We start from the raw sequence: 20,976 nt of genomic DNA, 5'->3' as shown, positions 1-20,976 counted from the left end.
CGCATGATCACCAACGTCTCCCTCGTCAGCGTCTGGGTCACCGACCTCGACGAGTCCCTGGCCTTCTACACCGACGTCCTCGGCTTCGTGGCCAAGGACGACATCCAGCTCGGCCCGGACTTCCGCTGGGTCACCGTCGGGCACCCCAGCCAGCCCGAGTTGCAGGTGCACCTCACGACCCCGAGCCGGCCGCTGTCGGACGACCTCATCGCCGCGATGCAGCGGGCCCAGGCCGAGGGCGGGCTGCCCGGCGTCGGCGTCAACGTCGACGACTGCCAGAAGACCTATGAGGAGCTCTCCGCCAAGGGCGTGCAGTTCCTCCAGCCGCCGACGCAGCGGCCCTACGGCGTCGAGGCGCTCATGCGGGACAACTCGGGCAACTGGATGGTCCTGGTCGAGCCCCGGGAGTACGCGCCCGAGGACTTCGAGGGCCAGGACTTCGGGGGCGGGGACCTCTCCTGACCTCCCCCGGGCGGGTGGTGACCCCGGCCCGCGGTCTCCCCTGCCGCGGCGTCGGCCGGTAGGACGGACGGCCGGACCGGCGGCGAGGGGGGCACGTGCACGGGGGGACGCGGGGGCGCGGCGGGGAGCCGCTGCGCGGTGCACTGCCGGGCTCCCCCGCCCGCGCCGTCCTGGCCCTCGCGCTGCTCCTCGCCGTCGGCTCGGGCGCCGCACACCTGGCCGGCGAGGTGCCGTGGCCCGGGGCACCGGCCGCGGCCGCCGGTGCCCCGGCCCCGGGACGCCCGTCGCCGGGGTTCGAGGCGGCCGGCGCCCCGCTCGGCCGGCCCGCGGACGTCCCCGCCGCCGGGACGTGGGACTTCCTGCAGTACCAGGACGACGGCGTCACCCCGGTCGCCTACGACCCCTGCCGTCCGGTCCACTACGTGGTGCGGCCCGACGGCGCCCCGCCGGGCGGTGACCGCCTGGTCGCCGACGCCGTGGCCGAGGTGTCGGCCGCCACCGGCCTGCGGTTCGTGTCCGACGGGGCGACCGGCGAGGCGTACGCGCAGGACCGGCCGGCCCACCAGCCCGGGCGCTACGGCGACCGGTGGGCGCCGGTCCTGGTCACCTGGGAGACGCCGGAGGAGGACCCCGCGCTCGCCGGGACGGTTGCCGGGCGCGGTCGCAGCACCGCCGTGTCGGCCGGCGGGCCGTGGGTCTACGTCACCGGGGCGGTCACGGTCGACGCCGGGTGGGCCGCCCGCGCCGTGCTGTCCCCCGACGGCCCGGCCGACGTCCGGGCGGTGCTCGTGCACGAGTTCGGCCACGTCGTCGGCCTCGACCACGTCGACGACCCGGCCGAGCTCATGGACCCGCAGAACGACGGGCAGCGGCAGCTCGGCCCCGGGGACCGGGCCGGCCTCGCCGCCCTGGGCCGGGGCGCCTGCGAGCCGGCGCTCTAGACCTGCCGCTCCCGCGTGGCGCGGGCGTACCCGGCGGCCGTGAGCACGTAGCCGGTCGCGACGGCCAGCAGGGCGGCCACCGACGCCCCGTCGCGCGGGAGCAGCACCGCCGCGACGAGCAGCGCCGTCACGTAGGTGACGTTGACCAGGGTGTCGTAGACGGAGAACACCCGGCCGCGGAGGTCGTCGTCCACCGACTCCTGCAGCGTGGTGTCGACACAGATCTTGACGCCCTGCGCGACGAAGCCCAGCACGAGCCCCGCGGCCACGGTCGACGCCGGGGTGAACGGCAGCCCCAGCACGAGCTGCAGCGCACCGCCGAGGGCCAGCAGTCCCGTCGTCCACCCGCGCCGGCCCAGCCGGCGGACCGCCCCCGGCGTGACCACCGCCGCCAGCAGGGTGCCGACCGCCCCGGCGGCGACCGTCTGCCCCAGCCCGACCAGTCCACCCGGGAACAGCCCGTCCGCGGCCGGGAAGCGGTCGCGGTGCAGCAGCAGCGTCATCAGCGTCAGGACGCCGTAGCAGGCCCGGTGGGCGCCGATCGCGAGCAGCGCGGCGGCCACCGGCGGCCGGGCGCGGGCGTGCCGGACGCCGGCCACCATCCCGCGCACCACGCCCCGCGCCGTCGCCCGGTCCGGGCCGGCATCGGGCCCCAGGTCCGCCGGGGCGAACCCGGCGACGGTGGCCGCGGCGAGGAGGTACGGCAGCGCCGCGGACAGCGCCACGGCCGCGTAGACGGCGTCGCCGGTGACGCCCAGTCGCGACAGGCCGACAGCCGCGGCTCCGCCGGCGACCGTGGCCACCGCGCCCCACGTCGTCGACAGGGCGTTGGCCGGGACCAGCGAGGGCTCGTCGGCGGTGTGGGGGAGCCCCGCCGACAGCGCCGACAGGACGAAGCGGGTGACCGAGAAGACCGCCAGCCCCGTGGCGTACAGGGCCGGCCCGGCGGCTCCGCCGAGGACCAGGGCGGCGACGACGGCGACCAGCCCGGCGCGCAGCACGTTGGCCCGCAGCAGCACCTGGCGGCGGCTCCACCGGTCCAGCCAGACGCCGGCGAAGGGCCCCACGGCCGAGTACGGCAGCAGCAGGACGGCGAACCCCGCGGCGACGTCGACCGGCGTGGCGGCGCGCTGCGGGTTGAACAGCACCGTGCCGGCCAGCGACGCCTGGAACACGCCGTCCCCGAACTGGGAGGACAGCCGGGTGAGCAGCAGCCGGCGGAAGTCACCGCGCAGGAGGAGGTGCCGCACCGTCGTGTCGGCCCGGCGCACCGGCTCACCTTAGGACGCGGCTCGGCCGCCCCCTGAGCGCCCGGCTGTTGCACACTGGGATGGATGTCCACGGTGCCCCCGTCACCTGACCCGGAGTCCGGCCGGCCGAGCCGGCCGGGTACGGGCCGACGCCGCGCGGCGGTCCCGCAGCTCTCGACCGGCTCGCTCGACGACGTGGGTCCCGGCTCCCTGCTGGTCGCCATGCCGGCGCTGACCGACCCGAACTTCGCCGGCAGCGTCGTCTACGTGCTCGACCACAACGACAGCGGCACGCTGGGGGTCGTGCTCGGGCGGCCCAGCCAGGTCGAGATCCGCGACGTGCTGCCCGGCTGGTGCGACCTGGCCGTCGAGCCCGGCGTCTTCCACGTCGGCGGCCCGTGCGAGACCGACACCGCGCTGTGCCTGGCCAGCTGGGCCGGCGCGGCGGGAGCCGAGGACGCCGGGCTGCGCCGCGTCGCCGGTGACGTCTACCTCGTCGACCTCGACGCCGACCCCGGCGCGCTCGGCGACGGCCTGGCGGGCCTGCGGGTGTTCGCCGGCTACGCCGGCTGGTCGCCCGATCAGCTGGCCGGTGAGATCGCCGAGGGCGCGTGGGCCTGCGTGCCCGGCACGCCCGGTGACGTGCTCAGCGACCTGGCGGGCTCGGCGCTGTGGCGCGCGGTCCTGGCGCGGCAGACCGGCCGCCTGGCGGTGCTGTCGACCGCGCCGGCCGACCCCTCGGCGAACTGAGTCACCCGACCCGCCGTCCCCGGTAGCCGCGTCCGGCGGGGATCTGGTAGGAAGAACCCCGGAGGGGGCGGTCTGGGGAAGAGGCCGCCCCCTCCCTCCACGTCCCGACCCGGCCGCTGCCGCGGTGCTGGAACGGCCCCGTGCAGGGCCCCGTGCCGAGCCCGGTGAGCTGCTGGAACGGCCCCCTCGCAAGGCCCCGCGCCGAGCGTGGGGGGCGAGGGGGTCCTCCTAGACGCCGACCGCCGCGGCCACGCCCGGGTTGGCCACCGCGTCGACGGTCTGTCCCTCCTCCGGCAGCGCGATCGTCCGCGGCCCGTGGTCGGCCAGCGTCACGGTCACGTCGGCAGCGGCGTCGGCGTCGGTGTCGGCATCGCCCCCGGCGTCGGCATCGGCACCGGCGTCGGCACCGCCGGCCAGGCCGGGCAGCGGCGTCACGTACTGCAGCAGCAGGCCGGTGCTGTCGTCCACGGCCACCGACCAGCCGCTGTCCGAGGCATAGACCGTGGCCAGCTGCCCGTCGATCGAGCGCTGCCCCTCCCACGTGGTGCCGCCGCCGGTGAAGGCACCGGCGTCGTCGGCCTCCGCCGCGCCCAGGTTGAGCACCAGCCGCACGAGCACGTCGGTCAGCGGCACCGCCTCGGTCCCGGTGGCCACCGGCCGGCGCAGGAAGGGGACGTCGGGCAGCCCCGCGGCGGCCAGGGCCGCCGGCAGGCCCGGCAGGTCCCCGAACCAGATCTGTTCCGGGGTGAAGAACACGGTGCGGACGTCGTCGGGGCGGTCGTCGCCGTAGTCGGTCACCGCGCGGGCGCGGCCGGCCGCGCCGGCGAGGTCGACCTCCCCGGTCAGGGTGAGCAGCCCGCCCTCGCCGAAGGGCGCGGTGACGACGACGTCGGCGCCGCCCTCCTCGGTGTTGCCGGCCAGCAGCCCGGCCAGCACCTCGGCCTCCTCGGCCGTGACCGGGTCGCCGGGCTGCCGGTCGGAGGAGTCGTCGGAGCAGCCGGTGAGCAGGACCGCCAGCAGGACGAGCGCGATCGCGAGCAGGCGGCGCGGCATGGCGATCAGCCTAGGCAGGCCGGGCACGGCTCCGGCGTCCCACGCGCGGCGACCGGGGACGGGACAGGGCCCGCCCCCCGAACGGGGAGCGGGCCCTGGGCGGCCCTGCAGGAGCGGCCTTACCGCTCGACGTCGCCGCGGATGAACGCCTCGACCTTGTCGCGCGCCTCGCTGTCGCGGTACTGCTCCGGCGGGGACTTCATGAAGTACGACGACGCCGACAGCAGCGGGCCGCCGATCCCCCGGTCCTTGGCGATCTTCGCCGCGCGGACCGCGTCGATGATGATCCCGGCGGAGTTCGGGGAGTCCCAGACCTCGAGCTTGTACTCCAGGTTCAGCGGGACGTCGCCGAACGCGCGGCCCTCGAGGCGGACGTAGGCCCACTTGCGGTCCGAGAGCCACGGCACGTGGTCCGAGGGGCCGATGTGCACGTTGCCGGTGCCCATGTCGCGGCCGACCTGGCTGGTCACCGCCTGGGTCTTGGAGATCTTCTTGGACTCCAGGCGCTCCCGCTCGAGCATGTTCTTGAAGTCCATGTTGCCGCCGACGTTGAGCTGCATCGTGCGGTCGAGCTGGACGCCGCGGTCCTCGAACAGCTTGGCCAGCACCCGGTGGGTGATGGTCGCGCCGACCTGGCTCTTGATGTCGTCGCCGACGATCGGGATGCCGGCGGCGGTGAACTTGTCCGCCCACTCCTCGGTCCCGGCGATGAAGACCGGCAGCGCGTTGACGAAGGCGACCCCGGCGTCGAGGGCGGCCTGGGCGTAGAACTCCGCGGCCTCCTGCGACCCGACCGGCAGGTAGCAGACCAGGACGTCGGCCTGCGCCTCGCGCAGCGCCGCGACGACGTCGACCGGCGTCTCGTCGGACTCCTCGATCGTCTCGCGGTAGTAGCGGCCCAGGCCGTCGAGGGTGGTGCCGCGCTGCACGGGCACGCCCAGCGGCGGGACGTCGCAGATCGTGATCGTGTTGTTCTCACTGGCGACGATGGCCTCGGAGAGGTCGCGGCCGACCTTCTTGGCGTCGACGTCGAACGCGGCGACGAACTGCACGTCGGAGACGTGGTACTCGCCGAAGCGCACGTGCATCAGGCCCGGCACCGAGGTGGTCTCGTCGGCGTCGCGGTAGTAGTGCACGCCCTGCACCAGCGAGGCGGCGCAGTTGCCCACGCCGACGATGGCGACCTTGACAGCTCCCATGGTCTTCCCTTCTCCCTGGACCGGGTGGTCCTCGTGCTCGGGACCGTTGCGGCCCTGGCGGCGGCTGCCGGTGGAGCGGGCAGCCGGTGGTGCGCTGCCGGCGCTCGGCGCGGCAGTCGTGCTCGGTGGGTGGTGCTGGGTGCGCGGTCAGTCGGGGCCGGACGGCGGCTCCGGGGTCCCGTCCGGGCCCGGGTCGCGCCGCTCGCTGTCGATGAGCTCCGACAGCCAGCGCACCTCCCGGTCGACCGAGTCGAGGCCGTGGCGCTGCAGCTCCAGCGTGTAGCGGTCCAGCCGTTCGCGGGTCCGCGCCAGCGAGGACCGCAGGCCCTCCCGCTGCCGTTCGACGGTGCGGCGGCGCCCCTCGAGGATGCGCAGCCGCACGTCGGCGGCGGTGTGCCGGAAGAAGGCGAGGTGGACGCCGAAGAGCCGGCCGTCGTCGTACGTCTCGGGGCCGGCCTGGCTGACCAGCTCCGCGAAACGCTCCTTGCCCTCCGCGGTGATCGTGTAGACCACCTTCCCGCGCCGGCCGGTGAGCGGCGGTGCGTCGGCCGGCAGCGGCGCCCGCCGGTCGGGCTCGTCGGTGCTGACCAGCCCGGCGGCGTGCAACCGCTTGAGTGCGGGGTACAGCGAGCCGTAGGAGGCGCTGCGCAGACCCCCGAGCACCTCTGCGAGCCGTTTGCGCAGCTCGTAGCCGTGCATGGGGGTCTGCTGCAGCAGTCCGAGGATGGCGAACTCGAGCACTCCGCCCCCCATCGGTCCGTGTCGGTCGATGTATCGAGACGATACATCGGGGGGTGTCGGAGGCCGCAACCGGAGACCGCTCGCGCACCATCGGGCGACCCCCGGCAGGGGCGTTGGACGGGCCACCGCGGTGGCGCACCTGCGTACATTGGCGGCCGTGCCCGGACGCCGCTCCGTCGTGGACTACTCGCTGCACCGGCGGGCCGTCCTCGCGGACGTGCAGTCCGGGCGCACCGGGCTCTTCGAGGTCTGCGACGCCAGCCCGTACCTCACCCGCGCCGCGAGGTACCACGGCCGGCCCACCGACGTCCCCTGCCCGGTCTGCCGCCGTGAGCGCCTCACGCTGGTGAACTACGTCTACGGCGAGTCGCTCGGGCACGTGTCCGGGCAGGCCAAGACCGAGACGGAGCTCGCCCGGATGGACGCCGCGCAGGAGGAGTTCTCCGTCTACACCGTCGAGGTGTGCCGGGCGTGCGGGTGGAACCACCTGGACTCCTCGTACGTCCTGGGGGCCGAGCCGGCACCCGGGCGCCAGCCGCGCCGGGCCCGGCGCCGCGCCGGCACCGACCAGCGGTAGTCGGCCGGCGGGGGACCGCCGGACCGTCCGTCACACACGTCCCAGGGGGACGGCGCCCGCGCGCGTCCTCCCGGGTACACACAGCCGAGAACACCACGCTGGGCGGGACCACGTCCCGCCCACCTACTACCGAGGAGGGGCTGCCTGGTGCCTCCCCACGACGAGACCACCCCGGTCGGACCGCAGGGCCCGCCCCGGCGCCCGCCGGCCGGCCGCGGCCGCACGCCGGCGCGCTCCGGCGGCGCCCGCCCGGGCGGGTCCCGCCCGTCCGGCAGCCGTCCGGCGGGGTCGCGCCCGGCCGGGAGCGGCCCCGGCGGCCCGAAGGCGCGCACTCCCAAGCAGCGCCGCCGTCGCCGGCTGAAGATCGCGCTGGCCACCCTGGCCGGTCTGTTCGTCCTGTTCGGGGTGTTCGTCGGCGTCGTGTACGCGACCACCGAGGTCCCGGACCCGGACTCGGTGCAGAGCGCGCAGACCTCCGTCGTCTACTACGCCGACGGCACCACCGAGATGGCCCGCCTGGGTGACACCAACCGGACCAACGTGCCCCTGACCGAGGTCTCCGAGGGCGCCCGCAACGCCGTCCTCGCCGCGGAGAACCGGAACTTCTATTCCGACCCGGGCATCTCCTTCACCGGGATCGTCCGCGCGGCGTGGAACAACGTCACCGGCGGCTCGACGCAGGGTGGCTCGACGATCACCCAGCAGTACGTCAAGAACGCGTTCCTGACGTCGGAGCAGACCTTCAGCCGCAAGTTCCAGGAGCTCTTCCTCGCGGTCAAGCTCGACAACCAGTACTCCAAGGACGAGATCCTGGAGAACTACCTGAACACCATCTACTTCGGCCGCGGCGCCTACGGCATCGAGGCCGCGGCGAACACCTACTTCGGCGTCTCGGCCGCGGAGCTGACCCCGCAGCAGGGCGCCGTCCTCGCCGTCCTCGTCCGCAGCCCCAGCAACTACGACCCCGAGGGCAACGCCGAGGGTGCGCAGGACCGCTGGGGGCTGGTCCTCGACGCGATGGTCGACGAGGGCTGGATGACGCAGGACGAGCGGGACGCCTCGGTGTACCCGCCGGTGCTGCCGCGCCCGGAGGCCTCCGCGCTCGGCATCCCGACCGGCCCGGAGGGCCTGGTGGTCTCCCAGGCCCTCGCCGAGCTCGAGGGGCGGGGCTACACCGACGAGCAGATCCGCGCCGGCGGCCTGCGGATCACCACCACCGTCGACAAGGCCGCGCAGGACGCCGCGGTGGCCTCCGTCGGCGACGTCCTGACCGACGACCAGCCGGACAACCTCCGGACGGCGCTGGTCTCGGTCGACCCGCGGACCGGCGGGGTGCGGGCGTACTACGGCGGCCCGGTCGGTGCCGGTGACGGCGCCATCGACTACGCCCAGAGCCGCCGCCAGCCCGGCTCGTCGATGAAGCCCTACGTGCTCGCGACGGCGCTGGACCAGGGCATCAGCGTCAACGCCCGCCGCGACGGCAGCTCGCCGCAGGAGTTCCCGGACCGCCCGGGGCTGCCGGTGCGCAACTCCGGCGGCGTCTCCTGCGGGGCCTGCACGCTGATCGAGGCGATGACCCGCTCGCTGAACACGACCTACTACGGCCTGGCCTACGAGGTCGGCCCGACCAACGTGCGCGACACGGCGCTGGCCGCGACCGGCATGCCCGAGACCTGGCCGGCCGTCACCGGCGGCAGCCTCGACGGCAGCCCGACGCTGGCCGACCCGGAGACCGGGCAGACCGGCGCGTCGATCGGCATCGGGCAGTACGAGATGCGGCCGATCGACCAGGCCGTCGGCTTCGCGACCTTCGCCAGCGGCGGCGTGCACCGCGACGCGACGTTCATCAGCCGGGTCACCGACACGTCGGGCGCGGTGCTGCTGGAGAACGGCGAGAACGCCGGCGAGCAGGTCCTGTCGGCCGACGTGGCCAACGACGTCACCTACGCGCTGGAGGGCGTGGCGGACTACTCGCGCCGCTCGCTCGACGACGGCCGCGAGGTGGCCAGCAAGACCGGTACTCAGGGCATCGACGCCGACGACAACTCCGACGCCTGGATGGTCGGGTACACGCCCTCGGTCTCGACGGCGGTGTGGATGGGCAGCGACGGCTACCAGCCGATCCGCAACGCCGACAACCGGATCATCTACGGCGCGGGCCTGCCGGGCGCCATCTGGCAGGAGTTCATGGACACCACGCTGGCCGGCACGCCGGAGGAGGACCTGCCCAACTCGCCGCGCATCCGAGGCGACACGGGCCAGGGCGTGGCCGCGCCGACGACGGCGGCACCCACGACGCAGTCGCAGCCGACCCCGCAGCCGACCACCGCCGCGCCCGCGCCGACCACGCAGGCCCCGGAGCCGACCACGCAGGCCCCGGAGCCGACCACGCCGTCGCCGACCGAGCAGGTGCCCGCCCCGGCACCGGTGGAGGGCGACGCCCCGACCGTCGACCCGAACGTCGGCCTGGGCGGTCAGAACGGCACCGGGGGCGGCACCGGCGACGGTGCCGGTGCCGGTGCCGGCGGCCAGAACGGCGCGCCGCCGCCTCCGACACAGGCGCAACCCACCGGCTGACCCGCCCGGCACACTGGCGCAGGTGAGCTCCTCCCCCACGGGCCCGTCCGCCCCGGCGACTCCGCCGGCGGACGGGCCCGCGGCGTTCCCCGACCCGCAGCCCGCGCTCCCCCCGGCCGGGCGCGGCCCCGACCGGGTGGTGCCCACCTGGGTGGACCCGGTCGCCGCGCAGGCCAGCGAGGCCGTGGGCGGACCCTGGGGGCGGCACGCGGTGACCGGCCGGGCGCTGTTCTGGACGCCGCTGCGCGTCTGCCTGCTCTTCACCACGGCCGTGCTGGCCCTGGCCTGGCTCAAGCAGTCGCCCTGCGCCGACGGCGACTGGGCCGGCTCGGTCCAGTACACGCACTTCTGCTACTCCGACACCGTCCCGCTGTTCGGCATCCACGGCCTGGACTCCGGCGCGCTGCCCTACCTCGACTCGGCCGTCGAGTACCCCGTGCTCACCGGCGCCTTCATGGCGCTGGCGGCCACCCTCGGCCGGGCCTACGACGACCTGGCGGCAGCGGCCGGCCTGCTCCCCCAGGTGCCGCCGGTGCAGGCCTACTACGTGGCCACCTGCCTGCTGCTGAGCCTCTGCGCGCTGGTCACCGCCCGCGCCGTGCTGGGCGCCTCCGGGCACCGTCCGTGGGACGCGGCGATGGTCGGCCTGTCCCCCCTGCTGCTGGTGCACGCCTTCACCAACTGGGACCTGTTCGCCGTGGCCCTGGCCGCCTGCGGCCTGTGGGCCTGGGCGCACGAGCGGCCCGTGCTCGCCGGCGTCCTGCTCGGCCTGGGCACCGCCGCCAAGCTGTTCCCGGCGCTGCTGCTCGGGGCGCTGTTCCTGCTGTGCCTGCGGGCCGGCCGGCTGCGCGCGTGGTTGCGCGCCGCGGTCGCGGCGGTGGTCGCCTGGCTCGTGGTCGACGTCCCGGTGGCCCTGCTGGCGCCGGAGAACTGGTCGCTGTTCTTCCGGCTCAACAGCAGCCGCCCGGCCGACCCGGACACCCTGTGGAACATGGCGATCACCGCATCGGGCGGGACGCTGCTCGACGGGCCGCTGGCCGAGGGCGAGACGCCGGTGGTGCTCAACGCGCTGGTCGCCGTCTGCGTGCTGCTGGTGGTCGCCTCGCTCGGCTGGCTGGTGCTCCGCGCGCCGGTGCGCCCGCGGGTGGGCCAGGTCGCGTTCCTGCTGGTGGCCGGCTTCCTCCTCGTGACCAAGGTGTGGAGCCCGCAGTACTCGCTGTGGCTGCTGCCCCTGGCGGTGCTGGCCCGGCCGCGGTGGCGCTCGCTGCTGGCCTGGCAGGCCACCGAGGCGGTGCTGTGGGGGGTGCGGATGCTCTGGTACCTCGGCACCGACGACCGCGGCGTGGGCACCGAGTGGTTCTTCCTCGCGGTCGGCGTCCGCGACCTCGCCGTCCTCGTGCTCGTGGGCCTGGTGGTGCGCGACGTGTGGGACCCCGACGACGACGTCGTCCGCACGTCGTGGCCCGGCGTCGACGACCCCGCCGGCGGCCCCCTGGACGGCGCGCCCGACGCGGTGACCCTGCGACGCCGGCGGCTCGTCCGGGATCAGGTGACCTGATCGTGGCGCGTCCTCCCTCACCGCCCACCGTGAGGGAGGACGCGCTGCGGTGAGGGAGGACGGCTAACCGAGGGCCTCGCGGACGAGGGCGACCTCCTCCGCGTGCGAGGCGGCGTCGCCCGGCGTCTCCAGGACGACGGGGCAGTCGGCGGCCCGGGCCACCTCCAGCAGCACCTCCAGCGGGATTTCGCCGCCGGTCAGCGGCGCGTGCCGGTCGCGGCCGGAGCCGGCCGGGTCGCGGCTGTTGTTCAGGTGCACCAGGTCGACGCGGCCGGTGACCGCCCGGACGTCGTCGACGGCGGTGGCGAGGTCCCAGCCGGCCGCCCACGCGTGGCAGGTGTCGAGCACGAACCCGGCGCCGAACTCGCCGACGGCGTCCCACAGCCGGGCCACCGCGCCGAGCTCGCGGGCCATCGCGTTGTCCCCGCCGGCGGTGTTCTCGATCAGCAGGGGCAGCGGGAAGCCGCCGTCCTCGGCCTGCCGTACGAACGTCTTGCGCCAGTTGTCGAACCCGGCGGCCGGGTCGTCCTTGGCGAGCACGTGCCCGCCGTGCACGACCATCCCGCGCGCGCCGATCGCCGCCGACGCCCGCGCGTGCACGGCCAGGTTCTTCCGGCTGGGGATGCGGATGCGGTTGTTGGTCGAGGCCACGTTGAGCACGTAGGGCGCGTGCACGAAGACGGCGACGTCGGAGGCGAGCAGGTCCTCGGCGTCCGGACGCGGCGGCGGGGCCTTCCAGCCCTGCGGGTCGCCCAGGAACACCTGGACGCCGTCGGCGTCCATCTCGGCGGCACGGGCCAGCGGGCCACCGGCGTCGAGCTCGTTGTCCTCGGTCAGGCCGGGTCCGACGTGGACGCCGACCGGGTGCGTGCTCACCCCGCGCACGGTAGTCAGGCACGGCCGGCGTCCCCACCCGGCGGCGCTGGTAGCCTCAGAGCTGCGCGTCCGCCCGCCGTCGTCGGCGGGACCGGGCGCGCGACGCGTGTACGACCCTCCTGCTGCAGACGTCCTGCAGCCGCCACAGACCAGAGGAGGTGGGGTTCTCCGTGCGTCACTACGAACTGATGGTCATCCTCGACCCCGACCTGGAGGAGCGCACGATCGCTCCCTCCCTCGACCGGTTCCTGACCGTCGTCACCAACTCCGGTGGCACCGTCAAGACCGACATCTGGGGCCGGCGCCGCCTGGCCTACGAGATCAAGAAGAACGTCGAGGGCATCTACGCGGTCATCGACATCCAGGCCGAGCCCGCCGCGGTCGCCGAGCTCGACCGCCAGCTCAACCTGAACGAGTCGGTGCTGCGCACCAAGCTCATGCGGCCCGAGGTCCACTGAGCATGGCCGGCGAGACCGTCATCACCGTCATCGGCAACCTGACCTCCGACCCGGAGCTGCGGTTCACGCCGTCGGGGGCCGCGGTCGCCAACTTCACCGTCGCCTCGACGCCGCGCACCTTCGACCGGCAGTCGCAGGAGTGGAAGGACGGCGAGGCCCTCTTCCTGCGGTGCAACGTGTGGCGGCAGGCGGCGGAGAACGTCGCCGAGTCGCTGACCCGCGGCTCGCGGGTCATCGTCTCGGGGCGCCTCAAGCAGCGCTCGTTCGAGACCAAGGAGGGCGAGAAGCGCACCGTCGTCGAGCTCGAGGTCGACGAGATCGGCCCGTCGCTCCGCTACGCCACCGCGAAGGTCACCCGGGCCTCCCGCGGTGAGGGTGGCGGCGGTGGCGGCTTCGGCGGCGGCGGCGGTGGCGGCGGTTTCGGTGGCGGCGGCGGGGCCAGCGACCCCTGGTCGACGCCGGCCGGCCCGTCCGACGAGCCGCCCTTCTAGAGCGAGGACCCCCTCGCCCCCACCCCTAGTCGTACCTAGCCGTACCTGGAGAACCCAGTGCCCAAGCCCCCCGTGCGCAAGCCCAAGAAGAAGGTCTGCCAGTTCTGCAAGGACAAGGCGACCTACATCGACTACAAGGACACGACCCTGCTGCGGAAGTTCATCTCCGACCGCGGCAAGATCCGTGCCCGCCGCGTGAGCGGCAACTGCAGCCAGCACCAGCGGGACGTCGCCGTGGCCGTGAAGAACAGCCGCGAGATGGCCCTGCTGCCCTACACCTCGACGGCGCGCTGACCATGAGCACCCAGAAGCTGATCCTGACGCAGGAGGTCACCGGTCTCGGGTCCTCCGGTGACACGGTGGAGGTCAAGGGCGGGTACGCCCGCAACTACCTCCTGCCCCGCGGCCTGGCCATCGTCGCCACCCGCGGTGCCGAGAAGCAGGTCGAGTCGCTGCGCCGGGCGCGCGCCGCCCGCGAGGTGCGCTCGCTCGAGGAGGCCCAGGCCGTGGCCGGGCGCCTCACCGGCCTGACCGTCCGCGTGCCGGCCCGCGCCGGTGACGGCGGCCGGCTGTTCGGCCGCGTCACCACCGCCGACGTCGTCAACGCCGTCACCGCGGCCGGTGGCCCGGAGCTCGACCGCCGCCGGGTGGAGCTGCCCAGCAGCATCAAGACCACGGGCCGGCACACCGTCACCGTGCGGGTGCACCCCGAGGTGACCGCCCAGCTGCCGATCGAGGTCGTCGCCGGCTGAGCGCGCGCGGCCGGCTGACGGCCGCTGTACCGCCCGTGAGGGGCGCCGGACATCGTCCGGCGCCCCTCACGGCGTCCGGGGGTCCTGAGGGGTGTCCTGGGGCCCCGGAGACCGTCGCCGCGGCCGAGGGCCGCCGCCGGCGCCCCTCGGTCCCCCCGCGGAGCCCGTGGGTCCACGGCGGTCGCGCGGGCGGCTGGACGCGGCGCCGTGTCGACACCGGGCGCCGTGTCGGCACCGCCCCACCATCCGCCGGCCGTCGTCCTGTGGACGTGTGACCACCGGTACGGGTGGGTCGGGGTGCGCGACACGCCGGTGCCCGACACCGCGAGTTCTCCGGACTTTCTCCCGTCCACACCCGGTGGGCGGTCTCTGCGCAGGTCAGGCCCCGGAGGAGCACGACGGCCCGTCCCCGTCCCCCGCCGTCTCCACATGTCGACACGCCTGTGTCCACCGACTTGTCCACAAGTTGTGCAGAACGCTCCCCACAGCGGTGTTGGACGCGCCCGGCCGCACTTCCTAACGTCCTCCCCGGCGGTCGACGTCGGCGGTTTCGTCGGCACCCCGACCTAGCCTCGTGCTCGAACAGGCGTTCGAGCGTGCGTGCCAGCAGTCCTGGTGCTTCCCCCACCAGACCCCGGTCAGCGGCCGGGGTCTGTCTGTGGGTGCGCCGGTGGAGAGAAGGAGGGCTTCCCGTGGCGGTGGCCGACGATTTCAGCCGACCGTCCGCGACGGCGCCGGCGTACGACCGGCAGCCGCCGCAGGACGTCGCGGCGGAGCAGTCGGTGCTCGGCGGCATGCTGCTGAGCAAGGACGCGATCGCCGACGTCGTCGAGGTGCTGGCGGGCCCGGACTTCTACCGGCCGGCGCACCAGGTGATCTTCGACTGCATCCTCGACCTCTACGGCCGCGGGGAGCCGGCCGACGCGATCACCGTCGCCGCGGAGCTCAACCGCACCGACCAGCTGTCGAAGATGGGCGGCGCGGTCTACCTGCACACGCTCATCGCCTCCACGCCGACGGCGGCCAACGCCGGCTACTACGCCGCGATCGTCGCCGAGCAGGCGGTGCTGCGGCGGCTGGTGGAGGCCGGCACCCGCGTGGTGCAGCTCGGCTACGGCGCGGCCGGCGGGCGGGGCGACGTCGACGACATCGTCGACCGCGCGCAGCAGGAGATCTACGACGTCACCGAGAAGCGCATGAGCGAGGACTACTCGCGCCTCGAGGACGTCCTGCAGCCGACGATGGACGAGCTCGACGCCATCGCCTCCCGCGGCGGCACCGCCCGCGGCGTCCCCACGGGGATCCGTGATCTCGACGAGCTCACCAACGGTCTGCAGGCCGGCCAGATGGTGGTCATCGCCGCCCGTCCCGGTGTCGGGAAGGCACTGGCCCTCGACACCCCGATCGCCACACCCGAGGGCTGGACGACGATGGGTGCGGTCCGGGTGGGCGACCGGGTGCTCGGCGGGGACGGGCGTCCCACGACGGTCGTCGCCGCCACCGACGTCATGACCGACCGGCCTTGCTACGAGGTGCACTTCTCCGACGGTTCGGTGGTCGTGGCCGACGCCCAGCACCAGTGGGTCACCACCGACCGCGCCGCCCGCCGGCTCGGCGAGCGCGGCGAGGCTCACGTCCGGACGACGGAGGAGCTGGCCCGCACGGTCCGCTGCGCGACCGCGGACCGGCGGCTCAACCACGCCGTGGTCAACGCCGCCCCGCTCGACCTGCCCGAGGCCGACCTGCTGGTGCCGCCGTACGCGCTCGGCGTGTGGCTGGGCGACGGCACCTCGGCCGCGGCGCAGTACACGAGCAACGACCCCGAGATCGCCACCTACATCGAGGCCGAGGGTCTGGTCGTCGTCCCCACCGGGGTCGACCGGCCGTACTCGATGCGTCTGCCCGCCCGTCCGTCGCCCGCCGAGCGGCCCTGCCCGATGTGCGGCCGGCTGTTCGTGCCGAGGACCGCACAGGTGCAGACGTGTGGCAAGACCTGCGGTGGCGCCCTGCGGGCCAGCGGTGGTGTGGGCCGGCAGGCTGCCTGCCCCGACTGCGGCGGCCCGTCCAGCGGGATGGCGCAGTGCCAGGTCTGCCGGGACGACCACGGCACCGTGAAGGGGCTGCTGCGCACGCTGGGCGTGCTGGGCGACAAGCACATCCCGGTCGCCTACCTGCGCGCCTCGGTGGCTCAGCGGCGGGCCCTGCTCGCCGGCCTGCTCGACACCGACGGCACGGTCACCGGGGGTGGGGCGGTGCAGTTCGCCGTCACCAACCGGCGACTGGCCGAGGACGCCCGGGAACTGATCGCGGGTCTCGGTCACCGCGTGCGGATGAGCACCAAGCGGGTCCGGGGCCGGACCGAGGCCTCGTCCACCTGCTACACGCTGACCTTCAGCACCGACGACGAGGTGTTCGCCCTCGAGCGCAAGAAGCTCCTGCACAAGGAGCGCGGTGCCCGCACGTTCACGGCCCGCGGCGTCCGTTTCGTCACGGACGTGCGGCCGGTGGTGAGCGTGCCCGTCCGCTGCATCCAGGTCGACGCCGCAGACTCTCTGTTCCTCGCCGGCCGGAGCTTCATCCCCACGCACAACTCGACGCTCGGGCTGGACATCGCGCGTTCTGCGACGGTGAAGCACCACCTGCCGGCCGTCATCTTCTCGCTCGAGATGAGCAAGCACGAGATCACCATGCGTCTGCTGTCGGCCGAGGCGAAGGTGCCGCTGCACCACATGCGCGCCGGGACGCTGTCCGACGAGGACTGGTCCAAGCTCGCCCGCCGGATGGGCGAGGTGGCCGACGCACCGCTCTACATCGACGACTCGCCGAACATGACGATGATGGAGATCCGGGCCAAGGCGCGGCGGCTCAAGCAGCGCAACGACCTCAAGCTCGTCGTCATCGACTACCTCCAGCTCATGACGTCGGGGAAGCGCGTCGAGAGCCGGCAGCAGGAGGTCTCGGAGTTCTCCCGTGCCCTCAAGCTGCTGGCCAAGGAGCTCGAGGTCCCGGTCATCGCGATGTCGCAGCTGAACCGCGGTTCAGAACAACGGCAGGACAAGAAGCCGATGCTCTCGGACCTTCGCGAAAGTGGATCGATCGAGCAGGACGCCGACATGGTCATGATGATCCACCGAGAAGACATGTACGAGAAGGAATCACCGCGTGCGGGAGAAGCGGACATCATGCTGGTGAAGCACAGAAATGGTCCGACGGCGAACGTCACGGTCGCCTTCCAGGGTCATTACAGCCGCTTCGTCGACATGGCCAACTGAGGCGTGGCCGACTGACGCAGGGCCGGTACCGGCCGGACGAGAGGAGGCGCCCGGGACCACACGGTCCCGGGCCTCTCGTCGTCCCGCCGGTCAGGACACCGGCACCCGGTCTCGTTCGGACTGCGGCCCGGGGCCGAGGGGATCGGCGGATGGCGGGTCCTCGGGCCCTGGGGGCGGCCGCTGCGGATCACTACGGTCATCTGGCACGTCCCAGGACGCCGGGGAGGCCCTGATGCGGCAGTGCAGGATCATCCGCGGAGGCAGCGGCCCGGGCTACCGCGGCAAGCAGGACCTCGACTACTCCACCGGCGTCTCGGCCGAGAGCTGCGGCTCGGAGGCCCTGTGCCTGCACCTCCTGGTGCTCCCGCCCGGTGCCGAGGCCCGGGCCCACCTGCACGAGGCCCACGAGTCGGCGATCTTCGTGCTCGAGGGGTCGACCTCGTTCCGGCACGGCCCGCACCTCGAGCACGTCGACACCGTGCAGGCCGGCGACTTCGTCTACATCCCCGCCGGGGTGCCGCACCAGCCGTTCAACCCGACGGACCGGCCGGCCCGGGCGCTGGTGGCCCGGACCGACCCCAACGAGCAGGAGAGCGTCGTCCTGCTCTGAGCGCCGGTGTTCCACGTGGATCAGCGCTCGGCCGTGCCCCGGCGGTGCGTCCACCTGCGGGAACCGTCCGTGTTTGTGGTGCGGCTCACCGTCGGCTACGAAGGGGCGTCCCTCCCCTCAGCTTGGAGACGCCTGTGCAGCAACGACGCTGGCACCGGATGACCTCGTCGGTCGTCGGTGCGCTGGCCCTCACCGCCTTCTCGGTCACCGCCTCACCCGCGCTGGCGGACGCGCAGAGGCCCGAGCCGCTCTCGGTCTTCCCGTCGGACTCTCTCACCGTCGCCGACCCCGGCCAGGTCACCGGCCGCCGGGTCGCCCTGCCGCTCGAGGGCTGCGGTCAGCCCATCTCCTGCGGCCTGACGCAGCAGCTGAACCAGCTCGACGGCTTCGACCTCGACCCCCGCATCGCCATCCGGTTCAGCGAGCCGGTGGACGACCCGGCACGGGTGGCCGCACGGATCACCGTGCAGGCGGAGGACGCCGGGTGGCGGACCGGCGTCGACCGCGTCGTCTGGGACCCGGAGACCGACACCCTCTACGCCCACCCGGCCGAGCAGCTCGCTCCCGCCACCACCTATCGGCTGCGCGTGCAGGACGGTCCGCACCGGTCGATCCAGGACACGTTCACCACGCTGAGCGCCACCGACGGCCTGCTCGACCTGCGGCAGCAGATCGACAGCGGCCAGGCCTTCACGGCCACGGACACCACCCCGGGCCTGCAGGTCGAGGGCGTCTTCCCGGCGCGCGGCACGAGCGTCTCGCTGGTGCAGGACACCTCCACCACCGGCGCCGACACGACGGCGACCGTGCCCGTGCCGCAGGCGGCGACGGGCGGGACGCTGGTGTTCGGTTCCTTCGAGGCGCCGTCCTGGCTGCGTCCCGACGTCACCATCGAGCAGACGCCGACCCGCGACGCGGGCCCGCAGCCGGTCGAGGCGGTCCGGCTGCCGTTCGTCGCCGTCCTGCCCGAGGGCACCGCCCCGGCCGGCGGGTGGCCGACGGCGGTGTTCGGTCACGGCTTCACCCGCACCGCGGCCGACGTGTTCCTCGCGGCCATCGTCAACGCGCAGAGCGGGATCGCGACCATCGCCACGGACGTCGTGGGTCACGGGTTCGGCCCGGACAGCGCCTGGCAGGTCACCCCGCTCGGTGGCGCGACGACGACGATCCCGGCGTACGGCCGCGGCGTCGACCAGAACGGCGACGGGACGGTCGACAGCACCGAGGGCTCCTCGGCGACCGGCGCCGCGGCCGCCCAGTCCTCGCGGGACGCGCTGCGCCAGACCTCCGCGGACGTCATGACCCTGGTGCGCTCCGTGGGGGGCACCGACGTCGACGGCGACGGGACGGCGGACCTCTCCGGCCAGGGCGTCACCTACTTCGGCCAGAGCTTCGGCGGCATCTACGGGACGATGGTCACCGGCGCCGACCCGACGATCGCCCGCTCGGTGCTCGACGTGGCCGGCGGACCGATCACCGAGATCAGCCGGCTGGGCGTGTTCCGGCCGGGGCTGACCGAGGCGCTGCGGGCCGCGGGCCTGCTCAACAGCGACGACCCGACGCGGAACTGGTTCCAGGAGCAGATGCCGCTGCGGGGCGAGGGCCCGGTGACGGTGACCGTGCCGGGTGCGGTGGCCATCCAGGACTACCTGGCCCGGTCGACCTGGCTGTCGCGTCCGGGCAGCCCGGAGACCTTCTCGCCGCTGATCGCCCCGGAGCGGGCGGTGTTCCAGGTGGCCTTCGGTGACCAGACGGTGCCCAACCCGACGTCGTACACGGTCGTCGACGCCGGGGACCTGTGGTCACGGACCAGCCTGTACCGCAACGACAGGACGCCGCAGGCGGCGACCAACCCGCACGGCTTCCTGCTCAACCCGGTGCAGTTCCCGCTGGGGGCGCTCCCGGGGCAGGCGCAGGTGGCGGCCTTCCTCGGCCGCGGGGAGGTCGTCGACCCCGACCAGGGTGGCGCCGTGTGGGAGGTGCCGATCAGCGACCCGGACCTGCTGCTGGCGCTGAACTTCGACCAGCCGGCACTGCGGCCCTGACCGGACGCCGAACGCAGAGGGGCCCGGGACGACGGTCGTCGTCCCGGGCCCTTCCCCACACCGGCCCCGGTGCAGGGTCCCGCCGCGAGCGTGCGAGCGGTGGGGGGCAGCGGGGTCCTTTCTCAGGCGGCCGTGGCCGCCCGGCTCAGGCGCACCCCGGCAGTCAGCTTCCGCTGCAGCGTGCGGCGGACCTTGGGGGTGCCGGTGGTCATCTCGTAGAGCACTGCCAGCTGCTGGAGCAGGTTGCGGCGGTTGGTGAGCTCCAGCCAGCCGTTGGGCAGCGACAGCCGGATGATCTTGTGCCAGGCCGAGCCGACCTGCCGCGGCAGCGGCGCGGTGTGGTAGTTCAGGCCGTAGCGGTCGAACAGGTCGCGGATCTTCGGCGCGATCTCGGCGTACCGGTTGCTCGGCAGGTCCGGGAACAGGTGGTGCTCGATCTGGTGCGACAGGTTCCCGGTCAGGATGTGCATCGCCCGGGAGCCGGAGATGTTGGCCGAGCCGAGCATCTGGCGCAGGTACCACTCACCGCGGGTCTCGCCCTCGATCGACTTCTTCTCGAAGGTCTCGACGCCCTCGGGGAAGTGCCCGCAGAGGATGACCGAGTTCGACCACAGGTTGCGCACGATGTTGGCGGTGAAGTTCGCCGCCAGGGTGGCGACGAAGTTGGGGCCCGACAGCAGCGGGTGCAGCACGTAGTCCTTGCGCACCTGCCGGCCGATCTTGACCAGCACCTGCTTGGCGCGGCGGCGGAACTCCGGGTCACCGGTCTGCTTCTTGGCGATGACCGCGCCGAGCTCGAGGTCGTAGGCGGCGATCCCGTACTCGAAGAAGCAGGCGTTGATGAAGCTCCACAGCGGCTGACCGAGGTACATGGGGGTCCACGGCTGGTCCTCGTCGACGCGCATGATGCCGTAGCCGAGGTCGTTGTCCTTGCCGATCACGTTCGTGTACGTGTGGTGGAGCTCGTTGTGCGAGTGCTTCCACTGGTCGGCCGGGCTGGCCATGTCCCACTCCCACGTCGTGGAGTGGATCTTCGGGTCGCGCATCCAGTCCCACTGGCCGTGGAGGATGTTGTGCCCGATCTCCATGTTCTCGAGGATCTTGGCGATCGACAGGCCGATCGTCCCGGCGATCCAGGCCGGCGGGAAGCCCGACGCGAGCAGGACGGCGCGGCTGCCCAGCTCGATCTTGCGGTGCACGTCGATGACCCTGCGGATGTAGCGGGCGTCGGACTCGCCGCGGCTGTCGATCACGCCCTGGCGGATCTCGTCGAGCTCCTTGCCGATGAGCTCGACGTCCTCGGGCGTGAGGTGCTCGATGGGGTTGACGGCCTTCTTCTGCAGGACGGTCATGCGGTGCGGCTC

The 20,976-nt window shown here is 73.8% G+C and carries 19 protein-coding genes; 13 read left to right on the top strand and 6 right to left on the bottom strand.

Features of this window, described 5'->3' with window-relative positions; genetic code table 11:
• Nucleotides 1-3 precede the first annotated feature (3 nt).
• Nucleotides 4-462, top strand: a complete 459-nt coding sequence (locus ACWIZO_RS06640; RefSeq protein WP_448641709.1) for a VOC family protein — start codon at nt 4-6, stop codon at nt 460-462.
• A 95-nt stretch (nt 463-557) separates the two neighbouring features.
• Nucleotides 558-1,403 carry a matrixin family metalloprotease gene (locus tag ACWIZO_RS06635; RefSeq protein ID WP_448641708.1) on the top strand — a complete coding sequence of 282 codons (846 nt, stop codon included), beginning with the start codon at nt 558-560 and terminating at the stop codon, nt 1,401-1,403.
• On the opposite strand, the gene ACWIZO_RS06630 is transcribed toward ACWIZO_RS06635, so the two are convergent.
• On the bottom strand, nt 1,400-2,674 hold the full coding sequence (locus ACWIZO_RS06630; protein ID WP_448641707.1) for an MFS transporter: 1,275 nt from the start codon (nt 2,672-2,674) through the stop codon (nt 1,400-1,402). The genes ACWIZO_RS06635 and ACWIZO_RS06630 overlap by 4 nt on opposite strands.
• 63 nt (nt 2,675-2,737) lie before the next feature.
• Between ACWIZO_RS06630 and ACWIZO_RS06625 the strand changes: the two genes are divergently transcribed.
• A complete protein-coding gene (locus ACWIZO_RS06625) occupies nt 2,738-3,403 on the top strand; it encodes a YqgE/AlgH family protein (protein ID WP_448641706.1) in 666 nt (221 codons plus the stop codon).
• Between the two features lie 228 nt (nt 3,404-3,631).
• Here the strand turns inward: ACWIZO_RS06625 and ACWIZO_RS06620 are convergent, their stop codons facing one another.
• The 3 genes from ACWIZO_RS06620 to ACWIZO_RS06610 form a co-directional block, all read right to left on the bottom strand.
• Nucleotides 3,632-4,456 carry a hypothetical protein gene (locus ACWIZO_RS06620; protein WP_448641705.1) on the bottom strand — a complete coding sequence of 275 codons (825 nt, stop codon included), beginning with the start codon at nt 4,454-4,456 and terminating at the stop codon, nt 3,632-3,634.
• Between the two features lie 119 nt (nt 4,457-4,575).
• A complete protein-coding gene (locus ACWIZO_RS06615; RefSeq protein WP_448641704.1) occupies nt 4,576-5,655 on the bottom strand; it encodes an inositol-3-phosphate synthase in 1,080 nt (359 codons plus the stop codon).
• 147 nt (nt 5,656-5,802) lie between these two features.
• Complete coding sequence (locus ACWIZO_RS06610) at nt 5,803-6,396, bottom strand: PadR family transcriptional regulator (RefSeq protein ID WP_448641703.1); 594 nt, start codon at nt 6,394-6,396, stop codon at nt 5,803-5,805.
• A 157-nt stretch (nt 6,397-6,553) separates the two neighbouring features.
• On the opposite strand from ACWIZO_RS06610, the gene ACWIZO_RS06605 reads away from it, so the two are divergent.
• The 3 genes from ACWIZO_RS06605 to ACWIZO_RS06595 all read left to right on the top strand — a co-directional run bounded on the left by ACWIZO_RS06605 (nt 6,554) and on the right by ACWIZO_RS06595 (nt 11,108).
• Nucleotides 6,554-6,973: a DUF5318 family protein gene (locus ACWIZO_RS06605; protein WP_448641702.1), complete on the top strand. Its 420-nt coding sequence runs from the start codon at nt 6,554-6,556 to the stop codon at nt 6,971-6,973.
• A gap of 147 nt (nt 6,974-7,120) precedes the next feature.
• On the top strand, nt 7,121-9,550 hold the full coding sequence (locus tag ACWIZO_RS06600) for a transglycosylase domain-containing protein (protein ID WP_448641701.1): 2,430 nt from the start codon (nt 7,121-7,123) through the stop codon (nt 9,548-9,550).
• Between the two features lie 22 nt (nt 9,551-9,572).
• Complete coding sequence (locus ACWIZO_RS06595; protein WP_448641700.1) at nt 9,573-11,108, top strand: glycosyltransferase family 87 protein; 1,536 nt, start codon at nt 9,573-9,575, stop codon at nt 11,106-11,108.
• A 63-nt stretch (nt 11,109-11,171) separates the two neighbouring features.
• Here ACWIZO_RS06595 and ACWIZO_RS06590 read toward each other — a convergent pair whose 3' ends face one another.
• On the bottom strand, nt 11,172-11,984 hold the full coding sequence (locus ACWIZO_RS06590; RefSeq protein WP_448641699.1) for a deoxyribonuclease IV: 813 nt from the start codon (nt 11,982-11,984) through the stop codon (nt 11,172-11,174).
• Between the two features lie 170 nt (nt 11,985-12,154).
• On the opposite strand from ACWIZO_RS06590, the gene rpsF reads away from it, so the two are divergent.
• The 7 genes from rpsF to ACWIZO_RS06555 all read left to right on the top strand — a co-directional run bounded on the left by rpsF (nt 12,155) and on the right by ACWIZO_RS06555 (nt 19,612).
• Nucleotides 12,155-12,442 carry a 30S ribosomal protein S6 gene (gene rpsF / locus ACWIZO_RS06585; protein WP_091113613.1) on the top strand — a complete coding sequence of 96 codons (288 nt, stop codon included), beginning with the start codon at nt 12,155-12,157 and terminating at the stop codon, nt 12,440-12,442.
• Between the two features lie 2 nt (nt 12,443-12,444).
• A complete protein-coding gene (locus tag ACWIZO_RS06580; protein WP_448641698.1) occupies nt 12,445-12,933 on the top strand; it encodes a single-stranded DNA-binding protein in 489 nt (162 codons plus the stop codon).
• A gap of 57 nt (nt 12,934-12,990) precedes the next feature.
• Complete coding sequence (gene rpsR, locus ACWIZO_RS06575; protein ID WP_089305905.1) at nt 12,991-13,227, top strand: 30S ribosomal protein S18; 237 nt, start codon at nt 12,991-12,993, stop codon at nt 13,225-13,227.
• Nucleotides 13,228-13,229: 2 nt separating this feature from the next.
• A complete protein-coding gene (rplI, locus tag ACWIZO_RS06570; RefSeq protein WP_446757946.1) occupies nt 13,230-13,685 on the top strand; it encodes a 50S ribosomal protein L9 in 456 nt (151 codons plus the stop codon).
• A 692-nt stretch (nt 13,686-14,377) separates the two neighbouring features.
• On the top strand, nt 14,378-16,957 hold the full coding sequence (gene dnaB / locus ACWIZO_RS06565) for a replicative DNA helicase (protein WP_448641697.1): 2,580 nt from the start codon (nt 14,378-14,380) through the stop codon (nt 16,955-16,957).
• 232 nt (nt 16,958-17,189) lie between these two features.
• On the top strand, nt 17,190-17,567 hold the full coding sequence (locus ACWIZO_RS06560; protein ID WP_448641696.1) for a cupin domain-containing protein: 378 nt from the start codon (nt 17,190-17,192) through the stop codon (nt 17,565-17,567).
• Between the two features lie 158 nt (nt 17,568-17,725).
• Complete coding sequence (locus tag ACWIZO_RS06555; RefSeq protein ID WP_448641695.1) at nt 17,726-19,612, top strand: Ig-like domain-containing protein; 1,887 nt, start codon at nt 17,726-17,728, stop codon at nt 19,610-19,612.
• Between the two features lie 122 nt (nt 19,613-19,734).
• Here the strand turns inward: ACWIZO_RS06555 and ACWIZO_RS06550 are convergent, their stop codons facing one another.
• Nucleotides 19,735-20,964, bottom strand: a complete 1,230-nt coding sequence (locus ACWIZO_RS06550; protein WP_448641694.1) for a fatty acid desaturase family protein — start codon at nt 20,962-20,964, stop codon at nt 19,735-19,737.
• Nucleotides 20,965-20,976 lie beyond the last annotated feature (12 nt).

This window comes from Geodermatophilus sp. URMC 63, from assembly GCF_053502565.1.
This window is presented reverse-complemented; position numbering and strand designations above follow the sequence as displayed.

Excerpts from the sequence above, each read along its gene's own strand:
- ACWIZO_RS06550 (WP_448641694.1), bottom strand. The coding sequence starts at position 20,964 with ATGACCGTCCTGCAGAAGAAGGCCGTCAACCCCATCGAGCACCTCACG.
- ACWIZO_RS06580 (WP_448641698.1), top strand. The coding sequence starts at position 12,445 with ATGGCCGGCGAGACCGTCATCACCGTCATCGGCAACCTGACCTCCGAC.
- ACWIZO_RS06620 (WP_448641705.1), bottom strand. The coding sequence starts at position 4,456 with ATGCCGCGCCGCCTGCTCGCGATCGCGCTCGTCCTGCTGGCGGTCCTG.
- ACWIZO_RS06555 (WP_448641695.1), top strand. The coding sequence starts at position 17,726 with ATGACCTCGTCGGTCGTCGGTGCGCTGGCCCTCACCGCCTTCTCGGTC.
- ACWIZO_RS06615 (WP_448641704.1), bottom strand. The coding sequence starts at position 5,655 with ATGGGAGCTGTCAAGGTCGCCATCGTCGGCGTGGGCAACTGCGCCGCC.
- ACWIZO_RS06640 (WP_448641709.1), top strand. The coding sequence starts at position 4 with ATGATCACCAACGTCTCCCTCGTCAGCGTCTGGGTCACCGACCTCGAC.
- ACWIZO_RS06560 (WP_448641696.1), top strand. The coding sequence starts at position 17,190 with ATGCGGCAGTGCAGGATCATCCGCGGAGGCAGCGGCCCGGGCTACCGC.
- rplI (WP_446757946.1), top strand. The coding sequence starts at position 13,230 with ATGAGCACCCAGAAGCTGATCCTGACGCAGGAGGTCACCGGTCTCGGG.
- ACWIZO_RS06625 (WP_448641706.1), top strand. The coding sequence starts at position 2,738 with ATGTCCACGGTGCCCCCGTCACCTGACCCGGAGTCCGGCCGGCCGAGC.